Origin of the sequence: Novosphingobium sp. (assembly GCF_036803765.1) — a bacterium.
GTDB lineage: Bacteria > Pseudomonadota > Alphaproteobacteria > Sphingomonadales > Sphingomonadaceae > Novosphingobium.
This window is the reverse complement of sequence record NZ_DAIRTS010000001.1, coordinates 26207-42987: the sequence shown is the minus strand read 5'-3', so window position 1 is coordinate 42987 and position 16781 is coordinate 26207. Positions and strand designations below refer to the sequence as shown.

The 16781-nt window shown below is 67.6% G+C and carries 19 protein-coding genes and 1 tRNA gene; all 20 read right to left on the bottom strand.

What is annotated here, in order from left to right:
• Positions 1 to 23: 23 nt before the first annotated feature.
• The 20 genes from V7Q48_RS00230 to tsf all read right to left on the bottom strand — a co-directional run bounded on the left by V7Q48_RS00230 (position 24) and on the right by tsf (position 16726).
• The gene (locus V7Q48_RS00230) at positions 24 to 662 is read right to left on the bottom strand and encodes a tetratricopeptide repeat protein (RefSeq protein WP_333835575.1); all 639 of its coding nucleotides are present in this window, start codon (positions 660 to 662) and stop codon (positions 24 to 26) included.
• Positions 659 to 1081: a cytochrome c-type biogenesis protein gene (locus V7Q48_RS00225; RefSeq protein ID WP_333835574.1), complete on the bottom strand. Its 423-nt coding sequence runs from the start codon at positions 1079 to 1081 to the stop codon at positions 659 to 661. Before V7Q48_RS00225 ends, V7Q48_RS00230 begins: the two co-directional genes overlap by 4 nt.
• Positions 1078 to 1641, bottom strand: coding sequence for a redoxin family protein (locus V7Q48_RS00220; protein ID WP_333835573.1), 564 nt, complete (start codon positions 1639 to 1641; stop codon positions 1078 to 1080). Before V7Q48_RS00220 ends, V7Q48_RS00225 begins: the two co-directional genes overlap by 4 nt.
• Positions 1638 to 3581 carry a heme lyase CcmF/NrfE family subunit gene (locus V7Q48_RS00215; protein ID WP_333835572.1) on the bottom strand — a complete coding sequence of 648 codons (1944 nt, stop codon included), beginning with the start codon at positions 3579 to 3581 and terminating at the stop codon, positions 1638 to 1640. Before V7Q48_RS00215 ends, V7Q48_RS00220 begins: the two co-directional genes overlap by 4 nt.
• Positions 3578 to 4030, bottom strand: coding sequence for a cytochrome c maturation protein CcmE (ccmE, locus tag V7Q48_RS00210; protein WP_333835571.1), 453 nt, complete (start codon positions 4028 to 4030; stop codon positions 3578 to 3580). Before ccmE ends, V7Q48_RS00215 begins: the two co-directional genes overlap by 4 nt.
• Positions 4027 to 4188 carry a hypothetical protein gene (locus tag V7Q48_RS00205; protein ID WP_333835570.1) on the bottom strand — a complete coding sequence of 54 codons (162 nt, stop codon included), beginning with the start codon at positions 4186 to 4188 and terminating at the stop codon, positions 4027 to 4029. Before V7Q48_RS00205 ends, ccmE begins: the two co-directional genes overlap by 4 nt.
• 23 nt (positions 4189 to 4211) lie before the next feature.
• The gene (ccmC, locus tag V7Q48_RS00200) at positions 4212 to 4940 is read right to left on the bottom strand and encodes a heme ABC transporter permease CcmC (protein WP_333835569.1); all 729 of its coding nucleotides are present in this window, start codon (positions 4938 to 4940) and stop codon (positions 4212 to 4214) included.
• 139 nt (positions 4941 to 5079) lie between these two features.
• Positions 5080 to 5156 (bottom strand) — tRNA-His (locus tag V7Q48_RS00195).
• A gap of 177 nt (positions 5157 to 5333) precedes the next feature.
• Entirely contained in the window at positions 5334 to 5798 is a 465-nt protein-coding gene (locus V7Q48_RS00190) for a MarR family winged helix-turn-helix transcriptional regulator (protein ID WP_333835568.1), read from the bottom strand.
• 199 nt (positions 5799 to 5997) lie between these two features.
• Positions 5998 to 6228 carry a 50S ribosomal protein L31 gene (rpmE, locus tag V7Q48_RS00185; protein WP_333835567.1) on the bottom strand — a complete coding sequence of 77 codons (231 nt, stop codon included), beginning with the start codon at positions 6226 to 6228 and terminating at the stop codon, positions 5998 to 6000.
• Positions 6229 to 6355: 127 nt separating this feature from the next.
• Positions 6356 to 6832, bottom strand: coding sequence for a 3-hydroxyacyl-ACP dehydratase FabZ (gene fabZ, locus V7Q48_RS00180; protein WP_333835566.1), 477 nt, complete (start codon positions 6830 to 6832; stop codon positions 6356 to 6358).
• Between the two features lie 23 nt (positions 6833 to 6855).
• Complete coding sequence (locus tag V7Q48_RS00175) at positions 6856 to 7557, bottom strand: OmpH family outer membrane protein (RefSeq protein ID WP_333835565.1); 702 nt, start codon at positions 7555 to 7557, stop codon at positions 6856 to 6858.
• Positions 7557 to 10250: an outer membrane protein assembly factor BamA gene (bamA, locus tag V7Q48_RS00170; protein ID WP_333835564.1), complete on the bottom strand. Its 2694-nt coding sequence runs from the start codon at positions 10248 to 10250 to the stop codon at positions 7557 to 7559. Before bamA ends, V7Q48_RS00175 begins: the two co-directional genes overlap by 1 nt.
• A 257-nt stretch (positions 10251 to 10507) precedes the next feature.
• Positions 10508 to 11659: an RIP metalloprotease RseP gene (gene rseP, locus V7Q48_RS00165; protein ID WP_333835563.1), complete on the bottom strand. Its 1152-nt coding sequence runs from the start codon at positions 11657 to 11659 to the stop codon at positions 10508 to 10510.
• Entirely contained in the window at positions 11656 to 12816 is a 1161-nt protein-coding gene (locus V7Q48_RS00160; protein WP_333835562.1) for a 1-deoxy-D-xylulose-5-phosphate reductoisomerase, read from the bottom strand. Before V7Q48_RS00160 ends, rseP begins: the two co-directional genes overlap by 4 nt.
• Positions 12813 to 13565, bottom strand: a complete 753-nt coding sequence (locus tag V7Q48_RS00155) for a phosphatidate cytidylyltransferase (protein WP_333835561.1) — start codon at positions 13563 to 13565, stop codon at positions 12813 to 12815. The genes V7Q48_RS00160 and V7Q48_RS00155 overlap by 4 nt, the downstream gene beginning before the upstream one ends.
• Entirely contained in the window at positions 13552 to 14196 is a 645-nt protein-coding gene (gene uppS / locus V7Q48_RS00150) for a polyprenyl diphosphate synthase (RefSeq protein WP_333835743.1), read from the bottom strand. The genes V7Q48_RS00155 and uppS overlap by 14 nt, the downstream gene beginning before the upstream one ends.
• Positions 14197 to 14273: 77 nt before the next feature.
• Positions 14274 to 14831: a ribosome recycling factor gene (gene frr, locus V7Q48_RS00145; protein WP_333835560.1), complete on the bottom strand. Its 558-nt coding sequence runs from the start codon at positions 14829 to 14831 to the stop codon at positions 14274 to 14276.
• A gap of 3 nt (positions 14832 to 14834) precedes the next feature.
• The gene (gene pyrH / locus V7Q48_RS00140) at positions 14835 to 15560 is read right to left on the bottom strand and encodes a UMP kinase (RefSeq protein ID WP_333835559.1); all 726 of its coding nucleotides are present in this window, start codon (positions 15558 to 15560) and stop codon (positions 14835 to 14837) included.
• A 239-nt stretch (positions 15561 to 15799) separates the two neighbouring features.
• Entirely contained in the window at positions 15800 to 16726 is a 927-nt protein-coding gene (gene tsf, locus V7Q48_RS00135) for a translation elongation factor Ts (protein WP_333835558.1), read from the bottom strand.
• Positions 16727 to 16781: the final 55 nt, after the last annotated feature.

The following is a 16781-nucleotide window of genomic DNA, read 5'->3' as shown; positions in this document are numbered from 1 at the left end:
TGGGGGCCATGCGGGCGATGCGATCAGCGTGCGGGCGCGCTGCTGGCCGCGATCAGCTGGTCGAGACGCTTGAGCCGCATCTCGAGATCGGGGCGATAGGGCGCATCGGCGGGCGAGCGCGCGAGCAGCCCGGCCCACATCGCGCGAGCGTCGGCGAGCCGGCCGGACTGCGCCAGCGCCAGCCCCATGAAGAACGGCGGCCCCGGATGATCGGGCGCGATCGCGGCGGCACGGCGGAAGGCGAACTGCGCGGCGGGCGTGATCAGGCCCTCGCTGTGCCCGACCAGCGCATTGCCCAGCGCGACCTCGATATCGGGGTCGTCCGGGTTGTCGCGCGCAGCCTTGGCGAGCAGATCGGCCGCGGCACGATACTGCCCCTGCCGCGTCAGCCCGTCGGCGAGGATCAGCCAGCTGCGGCCCTTGCCGAAGGCGTCGCCCATCTGCTGGCGTTCCCTGACCAGCGTGGCATCCGCCACGGCCGGGCTTTCGACCGCGGCCGTCGGCGCACCGGGCAGGCCCGGGTGGCCCTGCAGGGCATAGCCCGCCAGACCGAACAGCAGGGCGGCGCCGGTCACTTCCCAACCGGTGCGGGGCAAGCGGCCGATCCATACCATGAGGCCGAACACGACGGCGGCAACGCCGATCACCAGAACCCAGGTCATGCTTTCCTGCCTCGCCGAAAACGCCCGCGCAGCAACAGCGCTGCCACCACGAGGATCACCGCGGGCGCCGCGAACAGCGGCCAGGTGAGTGTATTGAGCTGCGGCGTATAGCTGACATAGTCGCCATAGCGCTCGATCAGCCAGGCGCGGATCGCCTCGGGCTGCTCACCCGCGGCGATGCGCAGCCGCACTTCGTTGCGCATGTCGCCGGCCATCGAGGCATCCGAATCTGCGATCGACTGGCTCTGGCACTTGAGACAGCGCAGCGTTTCCATCAGCGCCTGGGCCTTCGCCTCCTGCGCTGCATCGGGCAACTGGCGATAGGCATAGGGTGCGGGCGGCATGCTATCCTGCGCGGCAACGGGCGCCAGCGGGGCCAGCACCAAAAACGCCGCAACAAAGGCGCCAAGCGTTCTCATTGGCCCGCTTCCTTCAGCTTGCGCAGGATCATCGGCACGTCGTCGGGCACGATCGCGCCGATGTGCTGGTAACGGATCACGCCGCGCGCATCGACGACGAAGGTCTCGGGCACGCCCGACGAGCCGATGCCGATCTGGACCTTGCTGAGATCGTCCTTGCCGATCCGCGCGAAGGGATTGCCGTTCGCGGCAAGGAACCGCGCCAGATCGTCCTTGCGGTCGCGGATGGCAACGCCGTCGATCTCGGCGCCCGCTGCGGTCAGTTGCGCCAGTTGCGGCGCTTCTACCGCGCAGGGTACGCACCACGAGGCGAAGATGTTGAGCAGGCGCGGCTTGCCGCCGGTGAAGTGCGCGTTGTCCAGGCCCGGACGCTCGTCGCTGGCGGGTGGCAGCACGAAGGCGGGGATCGGCTTGCCGATGAACGTGCTCGCCACCTCGCGGTTGTCGGGGCGGGCAAGGCCATAGACGACCAGCCCGAGAAAACCGGCGAACATGATCAGCGGCAACCACAGCGCCAGGCCGGGCCGGCGCGGCGCAGAATTGGGTGAAGACGCGGTCATCGGCCCTGCCTCTCGCGGCGGAAGGCGATTTTGTCGGCCGCGACCAGACGCTTCACATCGCGCGCCACACGGCCGACCAGCGCCAGCAGGCCACCAAGGCCAACGAGCAGGCCGCCCAGCCAGATCAGCGGCACGAACGGCTTCCACCAGAAACGCATCTGCCAGCGGCCGTCTTCGCCCTCTTCACCCAGGACGACATAGAGTTGGCCGTTCCAGCGCGTCAGCAGCGCGGATTCAGTGCGCGTGCCCGGCGGATTGGCAAAGACGCGGGCTTGCGGCTGCAGGACCACGGCGCTGCCGCCGTCGTAGCGGGCGGACACGCTGGCCTGCAGCGCGGTCCAGTTGGGGCCGGCGACGGGGTCGATGCGGTCGAGCGTCAGCTTGTAGGGACCGACACTGCGCGTCTCGCCGGGATTAAGCGCGGCAAGACGCTCGATCGAAAACGCGCTCTCGCTCGCCATGCCGAGCATCGCCACCGCCAGCCCGAAGTGCGCGACGACCATGCCCCAGGTGGGCAGCGGCGTACGCCGCAAGTTGCGCCCGCGCAGCGGCAGCAGGCTGGCCAAGGCCAGCGCACCGCCAAGGCCGAGACCGAGTGCGGGCAGCACCCCGACGCCAGCGAGCAGCGCGGCCACGGTGCCGGCCAGCGCGATCAGCGCGGGCACGGCCATGACCGGGGCCACGCGGCGGGCGCCGTCGTCCTTCCAGCGCAGGATCGGGCCGACTGCCATGACCACCACCATCGGCAGCGCGAACACCGCCGAAACCGGGTTGAAGTACGGCGGGCCGACCGAGACCTTGACCCCGAAGGCTTCGGTCACCAGCGGATAGAGCGTGCCCATGAGCACGATGCCGAGGATGCCGCACAGCATGACGTTGTTGAACACCAGCGCCGCCTCGCGGCTGACGGGGGCAAAGCGTGCGCCTTCGGTCACCGTGCCGGCGCGCAGGCCGAACAGCAGCAGCGCGCCGCCGATATAGATGGCCAGCAGCACGAGGATGAAGCTGCCGCGCGCCGGATCGACCGCAAAGGCGTGAACCGAGGTGAGGATGCCCGAGCGCACGAGAAACGTACCGACCATCGACATCGAGAACGCGACGACGCCGAGCATGACCGTCCAGGCACGCAGGGCGTTGCGCGCGGCCAGCACCGAAACCGAGTGAAGCAGCGCGGTCGCGGCCAGCCAGGGCATGAGCGAGGCGTTCTCGACCGGGTCCCAGAACCACCAGCCGCCCCAGCCGAGTGTATAATAGGCCCAGTACGAGCCCGCAGTGATGCCGACGGTCAGGAAGATCCAGGCGCCCAGCACCCACGGACGCATCGCGCGGGCGAAGGCCGGGCCGACATCGCGCGTGATCAGCGCACCCACGGCAAAGCTGAACGCGATCGAGAGGCCGACATACCCGACGTAGAGCGTGGGCGGGTGGAAGGCGAGGCCGATGTCCTGCAGCAGCGGATTGAGGCCGGCACCCTCGGGTGCGGGCTGGGCCAGCCGAGCGAAGGGATTGGAGGCGAGCAGCAGGAAGGCATAGAAGCCGAGGCTGACGAAGGCCTGTGCCGCCAGCGTCGCGAGCAGCGTGTTCTCGGCCAGGCGCCGCTCCACCAGCGCGACGAAGGCGCCGGCGAGGCTCATGATCGTCACCCACAGCAGCATCGAGCCTTCGTGGTTGCCCCAGGTGCCCGCGATCTTGAAGATCAGCGGCTTGGCCGAGTGGCTGTTTTCGGCAACGAGCTTGACCGACAGATCGGTGGTGACGAACAAAGTGACGAGCGCGGCGAAAGCCAGCGCCACCATCAGCCCTTGCGCCACCGCGACTGGACGCACCACGCCCACCATCGCCGCGCCCTGCGGCCGCAGCGCGAGCGCGCCGGCGACGAGTTGCAGCACCGCCAGCGCCGCTGCCATCCACAGAATGGCGAGACCGAGTTCCGCGATCATTTCGTCTCCGCCACCACGGCTTTGGCCTGCGCCCTGGTCATGTCCTTCATCTCGCGCGGCACGTATTTCTCGTCATGCTTGGCGAGCAGGTTGTCGGCCACGAAGGTCTGCCCTTCCATGCGCCCTTCGGCGACCACGCCCGAGCCTTCGACAAAAAGATCGGGGGTGATCCCGGCGAAACGCACGGGCACGCGCGCCTTGCCGTCGCCGACCACGAAATTGATCGTCACGCCATCGGGCATCGTCTTGATCGAGCCGCGTTCGACCATGCCGCCGAGCCGCACCGCCCGGCCCTGCTCGGGCGGGTGCGCGACGAGGTCGCTCGGCACATAGAAATAGCTGGCCTGGCGCGACAGCGCCCAGGCCGCGAGCAGCCCCGCGCCGATGAGCGCGACGAGCGCGATGACGACCAGTACGAGACGCTGGTGCTTGGCCTTGATGCCGCTCATGGGCGGGTGTTCTTCCTGTCCTTGCCGCGTACGGCGTCGCGGCGCGCCTCTGCCCGGCGCATGGCCCAGAGGGTCCAGGCCACCAGCAGGATCGTGCCGACCACGCCGATGGTCAGCGCGGCGGCCACGTAGTGCCATTGATCGAGGCGTTCGTGCATGAGATGCCTATCCGTCGAAACTGTCAGGCCATTGCCTTGCGGCGCAGGCGCGCCTCGGCCTGGATCTCGGCCAGCAGCGTGCGCATCCGCGCAAGGACGACCCCGCCGAAGATGCACGAGAAACCCAGCGCTGCGATCAGCAGGGGCCAGAGGAACGCCGCATCGATCGACGACTTGCCCATCGTGATCGAGGCGGGCTGGTGCAGGCTGTTCCACCACACCACTGAGCGGTTGATGATCGGGATGTTGATCGCGCCGACGAGACCGAAGATCGCGGTCACGCGGCTGGCGCCGCCACCGGCGGTCGCGTCCTTCTGTGCGGCACCGGCCAGCGCGATGTAGCCGAAATAAAGGAACAGCAGGATGAGGAAGCTCGTCAGCCGCCCGTCCCACACCCACCAGGTGCCCCAGGTCGGGCGCGCCCAGATCGAGCCGGTGGCGAGGCACATGGCGGTGAACACCGCGCCGGGCACCGCCGCCGCGCGCGCCGCGATGGCGGCAAGCGGGTGACGCCAGACCAGCTCCATGATGCTCGAGACCGCGATCGTGCTCCACCCCGCCATGCCCAGCCAGGCACAGGGTACGTGGATGAACAGGATGCGTACCGTCTGCCCCATCAACCGGTCGGGCGGGACGACGAACAGGCCCCAGGCCAGGGCGCCGAAGGCCAGCACCAGGCCCGTGACCAGCAGCAGCGGCATCAACCAGCGGGCGAGCCGCAAAAACCGGGCGGGATTGGCAAAACCGTGCATTGGGGCGAACTTGGGATCCTTCTCCACCGGGCATGGCCCGGCGCGTCCGCTCTGCCATTGCGCCAGATCAAGGGCAAGCAAAACAGAGGATGGGGGCGTTCGCCTTTAGGCCTAGGCCCCATCATATCGGTGGAGAAAATGGGGCGATCGAGGGGGTTCGAACCCCCGACCTCCGGTACCACAAACCGGCGCTCTAACCAACTGAGCTACGATCGCCACAACGGCAGGCCCGAGGGCCGTTTTCCGTATCCCGTACCGGCATCTTCGAGAAGTGCTCGACGCGGGTGAGCGCCATTGCAACAATCTGGCCGGGTTGAAAAGGGGAAAGTTGCCGCCGGGATAACTTTTTCGGCGGGAGCGCGACGGCCTCGGCCTTACCAGCGCCCTACCCCCTCAGCCCTCGCCGTCGTCGCGCTGGGCGCGGATCAGCGGGAGCGCGCAAAACAGGGCATCGAGCGTGGGCTGGTCGAACAGGGCCGAGAAACGCGCTTCGTGGCGCTCGATCCGATCGATGGCATCGGCCGCGGTCGCCTGCCCGGCCTCGGTCAGCCGAAGGGCGTGGCTGCGGCCGTCCGCCTTCTCGCGATCGACAAGGCCGCGATCCATGAGCCGCGAGACGATCGGGACCATGTTGGCGCGCTTGATCCCCAGCACCTGCCCGACCTCGGTCTGCGAACAGCCGGGATTGTCGCCGATCACCAGCAGCGTCGTCACTTCTGCCGGGCGCAGGTCGAAGGCGCCGAGCTCGCGCGCGAGATCCGCCATCATCACGCTCGATGCACGGCGCAGCTGGTAGCCGAGCAGGCGATCCAGCGAATTGGCCAGCGAGCCGGCGGAGGAAGACGAAGTGGTGGCCATGGGATGACACTTTATGTCAGGACGCCGGCAAGGCAAGCATGCGCGCCGCCGCGTTTCATCGCGTGCAGGAATATCGCGGGCGCTCGACGATGCGCCATTCCACAAATCCGCAGGCACGAAAAAGGGCGGCCGAAGCCGCCCTCGTCCGTTTCGTGCGTTCGCCCGCCGCCGGCCTCGACCGGCGCGGGCGATGGCCGAATCAGCCCTTCTTGAGGGTGAGGCCACCGAAACGCTTGTTGAACTGAGCGACACGGCCGCCCTGGTCCATCAGGCGCTGGTTGCCACCGGTCCACGCCGGGTGCGAGGTGGGATCGATGTCGAGAGCCAGCGTGTCGCCTTCCTTGCCCCAGGTGGAGCGAGTTTCGAACACGGTGCCGTCGGTCATCTGCACCTTGATGAAGTGGTAGTCGGGGTGGATGTTGGCCTTCATGGGACTGCTCCGATGCGCCGCCGGTTCCGACCGGCAGCTGGGAAACGGGTAAGTGAATCTCGAAAGCGGCGCCCCTAATGCAAAGGGCGCGGCTTGTCGAGTCTGGTGGCGCAGAGCGCCCGCAGCGTCAGCTGTCGGCGATCATTGCGGTGAAGCTGCACTCGGTGGCGATCTTGTCACCCAGCATCGCCTTGCCGGCGAACTTGCAGACGCGGCTGCGCTTCTGGGTAAACTCGACGTGGAGGTCGAGCAGGCAGCCGGGTTCCACGGGCGTGCGGAACTTGGCATCCTCGATCGCCATGAAATAGACCAGCTTGCCCGAGCCGGCGAGGCCCAGCGATTCCACCGCGAGCACGCCGGCGGCCTGCGCCAGCGCCTCGATCTGGAGCACGCCGGGCATGATCGGACGGCCGGGGAAATGACCCTGGAAGAACTGCTCGTTCATGCTCACGGCCTTCACCGCGTGGATGCGCTCGTCGATCACGAGCGCCTCGACACGGTCGACCAGCAGCAGTGGGTAGCGATGCGGCAGCGCCGCCATCACCCCACGGATGTCGAACGAACGCGGTGCCGCCGTCGCGGCGCCCTGGACTTCCTCGGTCATTCCCCTGATCCGTCCCTGCTCGCTCAGCGGCCCTGCGGCGCCTTGGTGTTGTTGGCGGCGGCCGGAGCCTGCTGGCCCTGGGCAGCCTGCTGCTGGGCCTGCGCTTCACGCTCGGCGCGCGGCATCCAGCCGGCGGGCGGCACGAGCTGGGCCGAAGGGATCAGCGCGTTGAGCTCGGTCAGGATGTCCTGGCTGATGTTCGACGACGGATCGGCCTTCACCACGCTCTGCACGTCGAGCACGATGGTGGCGCGGCGCTTGGTCATGGCGCGCTGGGTGGCGTCGGCCAGCTTGTCGCTGATCTGCTCGATCACGTACTGCTCCGAGAGGCTCAGCGGGGCGAGGATCTGCTGGATCTCGCGCTTGCCGTCTTCCTGAATCTGCTGGATCTGCTCGAGCTGCGCCTGGAGCGCGGCGCGATCGGCCTTGGGGTTCTTCTGGTCAGCCTGGAACTTGTCGGCCAGCGGCTTGAGCTGGGCATTGATCTGCTGGCTGCGGGTGTTGGCCTGGTCGATCTGCGACTTGTAGGTCGTCGGGCGCTGCTGCTGCGCCGTCTGGTAGGCGGCCGACGAGCCGACGATCGCCGAGGGGTTGGCGAAAGCGACGCCGTTGGCGACCGGACCGGTCGAGGCCGGAGCGGCGGCGGCCTTCTGCTGCGCCATGGCCGCAGGAGCAGCCGAGATCATCAGGCCCGCGATAAGGGCCGAGGCAATGCGGAGTTTCATCAGAACTGGGTTCCCACGTTGAATGTGATGGGCTGGGTGTCGTCGCCATCGACCTTTTTCAGGACCTTGGCGAAGTCGATACGGAACGGGCCGAAGGGCGAGTTCCAGTTGACGCCCACGCCGATCGAGATGCGCGGCTGGGGCGAATTGCCGACGAAGACCTCGTCGTACTTCTGGTAGGCGGAGTTGGCGGTACCGTCCGAAGCGCTCGCCGAGGTCGTGATGCGACCGGTCAGCGCGTCGGTGTAGAGCACGACGCCGGTGCTGGTAGCCGGGCGCTTTACGCCCCAGACCGCGCCGGCATCCATGAAGATCGAGGGACGCAGGCCCATTTCGCGCGCACCGGCGCCCAGCGGGATCTCCAGCTCGGCATGGCCGATGTAGTAGTAGCGGCCACCCAGCGCGTCGTCGGCCCACTGGTCGCGATTGGTGGTGATCGCACCAAACGTGCCGTCGGCGTTGCGGTTGTAGTACTTGCGCAGCACGCGCGGACCGACGCCACGGATGTCGAAGCCGCGCATCTGCGGCTGGCCGAGGAAGAAGCGGTCGGTCAGGCGGATATCGTCGATGGTCGGGTCGTTGGTGCGGCTGGCCAGCGGAGTGATCGCCCCGCCCTCGCCGCGCAGGCTGAACACGAAGCCCTTGAGCACCGGCCAGTAGTGCGCCCCGTTGGCTGTGATGCGCGCGTACTTCACCGAACCACCCAGGCCCGCGACGTCGCCGCTCACCTGCCAGGTGGTGCCCTTGGTCGGGCGCAGGCGGTTGTCGAGCGTGTCGTAGACCAGCGAGGTGCCGACCATCGAGCTGACGCGGCGACCCAGCGCGTCGCACAGGTAGCGACCGGCGAGCAGCGGGCTGCACTGGCCGTTGAGGTAGTAGGTATCCTGGTCCAGCGTCACGTTGTCGATGTTGAACGTGTAGCGCCCGATCAGCGACATGTACTCGGTCAGCGGCACGCCGGCGCGGACCTGGAAGCCGGTTGTGGTCTGCTTGTAGGTCGTGTTGCGGTTGGCGTTCAGGTAGTTGAAGCTGTTGTAGTCGCGGCGATAGACGTCGACGCCCATCGAGATGTTGCGATCGAACAGATAGGGCTCGGTAAAGCTGACCTGGACGCTGCGCGAGTAGCGCGAATAGTCGACGCTGGTGCCGATCGTCTGGCCGCGGCCGCGGAAGTTGTTCTGGCGGATCGAGGCCTGGAAGATGAAGCTCTCGAGGCTCGAGAAACCGGCCGACAGCTGAAGCTCGCCGGTGGGCTTTTCCTCGACGTTCGCCTCGAGCGCGATGCGGTCGGGCGACGAGCCGGGCTTCTGCTCGACCTCGAACTTCTCCTGGAAGTAGCCGAGCGACTTGATGCGGTTCGACGAACGCTTGATCTGGTACGAATTGAACGCATCGCCTTCGGCGAGACGGAATTCACGGCGGATGACCTTGTCCTGCGTCAGCGTGTTGCCGTTGACGTCCACGCGCTCGACATAGACCCGGGGCGCTTCCGCGATGCGGAAGTTGATGCCCATGGTCAGGTCATCCTTGTTGCGCGCAAAATCGGGCTGCACGTTGGCGAAGGCATAGCCCAAGCTGCCCGCGGTCTCGCTGATGCTGTCGACGGTGTCTTCGACCAGCTTGGCGTTGTACCAGTCGCCGGCCTTCATCGGCAGCTTCTTGACCAGCTGCTCGCCGTCGATCTCGCGCAGCTGGCTGTCGACCTTGATGTCGCCGAACTTGTAGCGCTTCCCTTCCTCGACCACGTAGGTGATGATGAAGTCGCGCTTGTCGGGCGTGAGTTCGGCAACGGCCGAGACCACGCGGAAATCGGCATAGCCCTTGGTCAGGTAGAACTGGCGCAGCTTCTGCTGGTCGAAGGCCAGGCGATCGGGGTCGTAGCTGGTGCCCGACGAGAACACGCGGAACGCGCGCGACTGCTTGGTCACCATCTCGCTGCGCAGTTCGGTGGCGCTGAACTGCTCGTTGCCGATGATGTTGATCTGGCGGACCTTGGACTTAGGCCCTTCGTTGATCTCGAAGACAATGTCGACGCGGTTCTGGTCCAGCATGACCATCTTCGGTTCGACCGAAGCGGCAAAGCGGCCCTGCCGCTTGTACAGCTCGATGATGCGCGAGACGTCGGCGCGCACCTTGGAACGCGTGAAGATCTGGCGTGCCGCGAGCTTGATCTCGGGCAGGATCTTGTCTTCCTTGAGGCGCTTGTTGCCCTCGAGGATGATGCGGTTGACGACCGGGTTCTCCTTGACCTGGATGGTCACGGCCCCGGCGTTGTTGCGCACCTGCACGTCGGCGAAAAGCTCGGTGGCGAAGAGGTCCTTCAGCACCTGGTCGGCGACGGCCTGGGTGTAGCGATCGCCTTCGCGCAGGCGGATGTACGAGCGGATGGTGTCGGACTCGAGGCGCTGGGCGCCCTCGATCGTGATCGAGCTGACGGTCTGCGCCGGCTCGGCCGGGGCAGCGGCGACAGGAGCGGCAGCGGCCGACGGGGCGGCGGCAGACGGGGCCGCCACAGGCACCCTTTGCGCACCCTTGGCCGGCTTGGCCGACTTTGCCGACCGGGTAGCAGGCGCAGGCACGGCATCTTGAGCCAGCGCGGCGTTGGCCAGCATCGTCGAAGCGAGCAGCGCCACCATGCAGGTCGATGCCCGCGCAGCGGCGGGGGCGGTCAGGCTCGCGTACCGTTCATTCATCACCAAGCGCCATCCCGTCTGAAATTCGCATTGCGCCGCCGTGACCGGCGGCCTTCGTCAGCTTCTGCCGCAATCCGGCATCGCAGCCCTGTGCCCGATGCCGATGCGCCAATCAAGCAAGCACATCGCGGGGCATCGCATTCGCCCTGCTTATTGTGGAAAATGTCGAAAGTTTGCCGGCCACGACCCCTGTGGCGATGATACGGCCCCTCGGCTCGCTGCCGGACCCAGCGGCAGCGTCCTCGTCGTCTAACGGTTCAACCGCCGAAACCCTTCGCTCCCAACAGCCGCCCCGCCGAACGAACCAGGTCGAGCGAGGCGACATCATTGACCGTCACGACGACCATCAGCACCACCACCAGCGCAAGACCTGCGCGGAAGGCCCATTCCTGGCCCCGCGCACTCACCGGCCGGCGGCGCACCGCCTCGGCCAGGTAGAACGCAAGGTGCCCGCCATCGAGCACCGGAATTGGCAAGAGATTGATGAATCCCAGATTAATCGAGATCAGGGCGACGAAGAACACGAACGGCTGCCAGCCCGAGACGAGCTGCTCGCCCGAGAACTTGGCGATCTTGATCGGCCCGCCCAGCTCCTTGACCTCGCGCTGGCCGGAGACGATCTGGACGATCCCGGTGACCATCATGTCGACGATGCTGCGCACCTGCCGCGCGCCATCCGCCACGGCCTCGAGCGGGCCGACACGCACGACCTGCACGCTGGCCGGGCCGATTCCCATGAAGCCGATCTTCTGGACATTGCCGAAACGATCGCTCTCGGTCTTGACCCCGGCCACCGCGCGCAGCGGCAGGCGCTGACCGCCGCGCTCGACCACCACGTCGAGCGGCTCGCCAGGGTGCTGGGCGACCGCCAGCTTGACGTCCATGAAGGTGTCGACGCCGGCGCCGCGCAGGCTGACGATGCGATCGCCGACCTTCATCCCGGCAGCCTGCGCGACCGAGCCGGGCTGGATCACGCCGACGACCGGCGGGACCACCAGCTTGCCATAGGCCAGCGTAAAGCCCGACAGGATGACGAGTGCGACCAGCAGGTTGGTGACGGGTCCTGCCAGCACGATCAGCGCGCGCTGCCACAGGCGCTTGGCCTGGAACGTGCGGTTGCGCTCCTCGGCGGGCAGCGCCAGCCATTCGGCACTGGGCTTGCTCGTCGGACTCATGTCGCCCGCGAACTGGACGTATCCACCCAGCGGCAGCAGCGACAGCTTCCAGCGCGTACCGCGCTTGTCGGTCCAGCCGACCAGTTCCTTGCCGAACCCGATCGAGAAGACGTCGGCCTTCACCCCGCACCAGCGGCCGACGAGGTAGTGGCCCAGCTCGTGCAGGAAGACCAGTGGTCCCAGCACGAGCAGGAAACCGAGGAGGCTTGTCAGAAAGCCGGGATGCTGCATCAACGAACGGGCTCCATGCACGCGGCGGCGCGCACGCGGGCTTCATGATCCACCGCCATCACGTCCGCCAGCGCGGCGGGTGCGGGCGGCAGGCCGCGCGCGAGCACATCCTCGACACATGCCACGATCCGGGTGAACCCAATCTTACCGGCAAGAAAGGCGGCTACGGCCACTTCGTTGGCGGCATTGAGCACGGCCGGTGCCGCCCCGCCCGCGATCACCGCCTCGCGCGCCAGGCGCGTCGCGGGAAAGCGCGACTCGTCGGGACGGCGGAACGTCAGTTCACCGATCTCGGCCAGGTCGAGCGGCGCGCAGGGCGTGTCCATGCGCGCCGGCCAGGCGAGCGCGGAGGCGATCGGCACGCGCATGTCCGAGGGCCCGAGCTGCGCCAGCGTCGAGCCGTCGCGATACTCGACCATCGAATGCACCACCGATTGCGGATGCACCAGGATGCGCAGCCGTTCGACCCCGACGGGGAACAGATGATAGGCCTCGATGAACTCGAGACCCTTGTTCATCATCGTCGCCGAATCGACGCTGATCTTGGCGCCCATCGACCAATTGGGGTGCTTGACCGCCTCGGCCGGTGTCGCATGGACCAGCCTGTCGCCCGCCCAGTCGCGGAACGGCCCGCCACTGGCGGTCAGCGTGATCATCCGCACATGCGCCGGATCGTTGCCGCACAGGCACTGGAAGATCGCATTATGCTCGGAATCGACCGGCAGCAGCGTGGCGCCGCTGCGCGCGACGGCGGCGGTCATCACCTCGCCGGCAGACACCAGCGCTTCCTTGTTGGCGAGCGCGACCGTGCGGCCGCACTCGATCGCCGCCATCGTCGGGGCAAGTCCCGCGCAGCCGACGATCGCGGCCACGGTAATGTCCGCGCCGCGCGCCGCGGCCTCGACCAACGCCTCGGGCCCTGCGGCGGCTTCAATCGAGGTTCCGGCGAGCGCGGCACGCAGGTCTGACAGGCGTTCGGGATCGGCCACCACCGCGACCTCGGCGCCGAACTCGCGCGCCAAAGCCGCCAGTTCCTCGATACGGCCATGTGCGGTGAGCGCGACGACGCGAAAGGCGTCGCGGTTGCGGCGCACGAGGTCGAGCGTCGAGTCCCCGATCGAGCCGGTGGCGCCGAGCACCGAAATGCTGCGCAAGTTCATGCAGATGCTCCCAGGGCCCAAGCCGTGCCGACGATGATCGCCACCGGCAGGAGCCCGTCGACGCGGTCGAAGAAACCGCCATGTCCCGGGATCAGCCGCGAGGAATCCTTGACGCCGGCGCGCCGCTTGAGCCACGATTCGTAGAAATCCCCGGCCTGTGCCGCGATGGCCAGCACCGCGCCGGCCAGCGCCGCGATACCGAGGTTGGCGATGTGCAGGGCTTCGGCAAGGCTCGGCCCGACCGGCCCGATCGCGCTGATGAGCCAGGCGCCGCCTAGCGTGAACAGGGCGGTCCATACGCCTGCCGCCGCCATGCCGCCGGCCAGCCCCGACCAGGTCTTGGACGGACTGATGCGCGGCGCGATCTTGGGGCCACCCAGCGCGCGGCCGGTGAAATAGGCGCCGGTGTCGGTGGCGATCACGAGGCCCATCACCCCGATCAACAGCGGCACGGGCATGACAATCAGCGCGAGCGCGGCCCAGCCGATGTAGATCGCCCCGGTAATGACCGCCGCGGTCATCCGCGCCGGATCGGGTGCGATGCGTGCGGCAAGCCTGACGTACTCGCCGTAGACCACCAGGCCGACCAGCGCGATGAATCCGTCGAGTGCAACACCGCCGCGCCACACGGCGAGCCCCGCCACCGCCAGCATGACCACCGCGGAGGCGAGCCGCACCGGCAGGTCCGAACGCTTGGACGCCGCAGGGCCCGCGGACGGGGCCGGCGCCGGGATCTCAGCGTCCGCCAAAGCGGCGCTCCCGCTCGGCGAACTGGTCGAGTGCCGCGCGCAGGTGATCGGGAGTGAAGTCGGGCCAGAGCACGGGGGTAAAGACCATCTCGGCATAGGCGGCCTGCCACAGCAGGAAGTTCGACAGGCGCACTTCGCCCGAGGTGCGGATCAGCAGGTCGAGCGGCGGCAGGTCTGCGGTGTCCAGCTCGGCCGCGATCGTCTCGGGCGTGATCTCTCCCTTGGCCGCCGCCTTGGCTGCGGCACGCGCGATTTCCTGCTGCGAACCGTAGTTGAGCGCGATCGCCAGGGTCAGGCGGGTGTTGCCCGCGGTGCGCGCGATGGCATCGTCGATCAGCTCGACCAGGTCGGGAGCCAGCGCCTTATAGTCGCCGATGATGCGCAGGCGCACGCCATTGCGGTCGATCTCGTCGAGGTCGCTGCGGATGAACACTCGCAGCAGGTTCATCAGGTCCGAGATCTCGTCGGCCGGACGCTTCCAGTTCTCCGAGCTGAACGCGTAGAGCGTCAGCGCCTCGAGACCCAGATCGCCGGCGGCGCGCACGGTCGCCCGCACCGCATCGACCCCGCGCTTGTGCCCGAAGGCACGCGGCATGAAGCGCTTCTTCGCCCAGCGCCCGTTGCCATCCATGATGATGGCGACATGGCGCGCGAGGGGGGCATCGCCTCCCCCATCGCGGGATACCGGCACGGGAACGGGCGCGGCGCTCACTTGCCCAGGATTTCCTTTTCCTTCTGGGTCGCGGCTTCGTCGAGTGCCTTGATCGTCTCGTCGGTCAGCTTCTGGACTTCGGTTTCGAGACGCTTGCGCTCGTCTTCCGAGATTTCCTTCTTGGCCTCGTCGGCCTTGAGCGCTTCCATGCCGTCGCGGCGCACGTTGCGCACGGCGATGCGGGCCCCTTCCGCATACTTGCTGGCGAGCTTGGCCAGCTCCTTGCGGCGCTCTTCAGTTAGGTCGGGGATCGGCAGGCGCAGGTTGTTGCCGTCGTTGATCGGGTTAAGGCCGAGACCCGCCGAACGGATCGCCTTCTCGACCGGGCCGACGTTCGAGCGGTCCCACACCTGCACCGAGAGCAGGCGCGGCTCGGGCGCCGAGACGGTGGCGAGCTGGTTGAGCGGCATGTGGCTGCCATAGACCTCGACCATCACGGGATCGAGCAGCGCGGTGTTGGCGCGGCCGGTGCGAAGACCCGCGAGATCGCCCTTGAGCGATTCGACGGCGCCCTTCATGCGGCGCTCGAGATCGCCCTTGTCATACTTTGCCATGGATCAGGCTTCCTTCCGAACGGTGGTCTGCGTCCCCTCACCCGCCAGGACGCGGGCAAGATTGCCCTGCTCGCGGATCGAGAACACGACGATGGGAATGTTGTTGTCGCGGCACAGCGCCACGGCCGAGGCGTCCATCACCTGAAGGTTCTGGGCGAGCACGGTGTCGTAGTCGATCGTGTCGAAGCGCTTGGCGGCGGGATCCTTCTTGGGATCGGCGTTGTACACGCCATCGACGCTGGTGCCCTTGAACAGGGCATCGCACTGCATCTCGGCGGCACGCAGCGCGGCGCCAGAATCGGTGGTGAAATAGGGGGCGCCGACACCGGCGGCGAAGATCACCACCCGGTCCTTGGCCAGGTGGCGCTCGGCACGGCGGCGGATCACCGGCTCGCACACCTGGTCCATCTGCACAGCAGATTGTACGCGGGTGTCGACGCCGAGCTTTTCCAGCGCGGACTGCATCGCCAGCGCATTCATCACCGTGGCGAGCATGCCCATGTAGTCGGCCTGGGCACGGTCCATGCCCTTGGCGGCGCCCGCCATGCCGCGGAAGATATTGCCGCCACCGATGACAAGGCAGATCTCGAGGCCGGTTTCCTTCGCCGCCTTCACTTCGGCGGCGAGCGCGGCAACGAAGTCGGTGTCGATACCGAACTGCTGGTTGCCCATCAGCACCTCGCCCGAGAGCTTGAGCAGGATGCGCTTGAACGTCGCGGGGCTGGTCATGGGAATCCTGTCTCTCGCACTGGCACGGCGTTGTTCGGCGGTGGCATTCGGCGGCCGGGACAGCCGGGGCAAGGCCCGGCGCGCGCGGCGAATGTTGCGCCCTTATACGCAGCACGCGCCGCGTGCCAAGGGCGCCGGGCGCATTTCGCAGACGCAAGGATCCCCGCGACGACGTGGACCATAAACCGGCCGATGCCGGGCGATGGTCCCGCCGCGCGGGGACGCAATGGTTCAGAGGCTTACTTCAGGCCGGCGGCGGCAGCCACTTCGGCGGCGAAGTCGGACTCTTCCTTCTCGATGCCTTCGCCCAGCTGGAAGCGGACGTAGTCGGCGAGAACGATCTTGGTGCCGGCAGCCTTGCCAGCGGCTTCGACGACCTGCGCGATGGGGGTCTTGTTGTCCATCACGAAGAGCTGCGAGAGCAGGGCGTTTTCCTTGGCGTACTTCGCCACGGCGCCGTCGACCATCTTGGCCTGGACTTCGGCGGGCTTGCCGCTCTCGGCCGCCTTCTCAGCCGCGATCTTGCGCTCGCGGGCGATCAGTTCGGCGTCGAGGTCCTCGGCGTTGAGCGCGAGCGGGAAGGCAGCGGCGATGTGCATCGCGATCTGCTTGCCCAGCGCTTCGAGCACGTCGGCCGGTGCTTCGGACTCGAGCGCGACGAGCACGCCGATCTTGCCGAGGTTGGTGGCGGCGGCGTTGTGCATGTAGGGCACGACGATGCCGTTGGTCACGGCGACGTGCTTGATGCGACGCAGCTGCTGGTTTTCACCGATCGTGGCGACGTTGTTGGTCAGCTTGTCGGCAACCGTGCCACCGTCGGGGTAGGCTGCGCCCTTGAGCTGCTCGACGTCGTCGGCGCCGGTTTCCAGCGCCACTTCGGTCGCCTTGCGCACGAAGTCCTGGAACTGGTCGTTCTTGGCGACGAAGTCGGTTTCCGAGTTCACTTCGAGGGCAACGCCCTTGGTGCCCGAGACGGCCACGCCGACGAGGCCCTCGGCCGCGGTGCGGCTCGACTTCTTGGCGGCGGCGGCGAGGCCCTTGGCGCGCAGCGCGTCAACCGCGGCTTCGAAATCGCCGGCGGCTTCGTCGAGCGCCTTCTTGCAGTCCATCATGCCGGCGCCGGTGCGCTCGCGCAGGTTCTTCACGTCAGCGGCGGTATAAGCCATTGCGTTGGTCCTTTTTGGGTAAACGGTGCGGCCGCGGCTGCACGCGCCGCGGCCC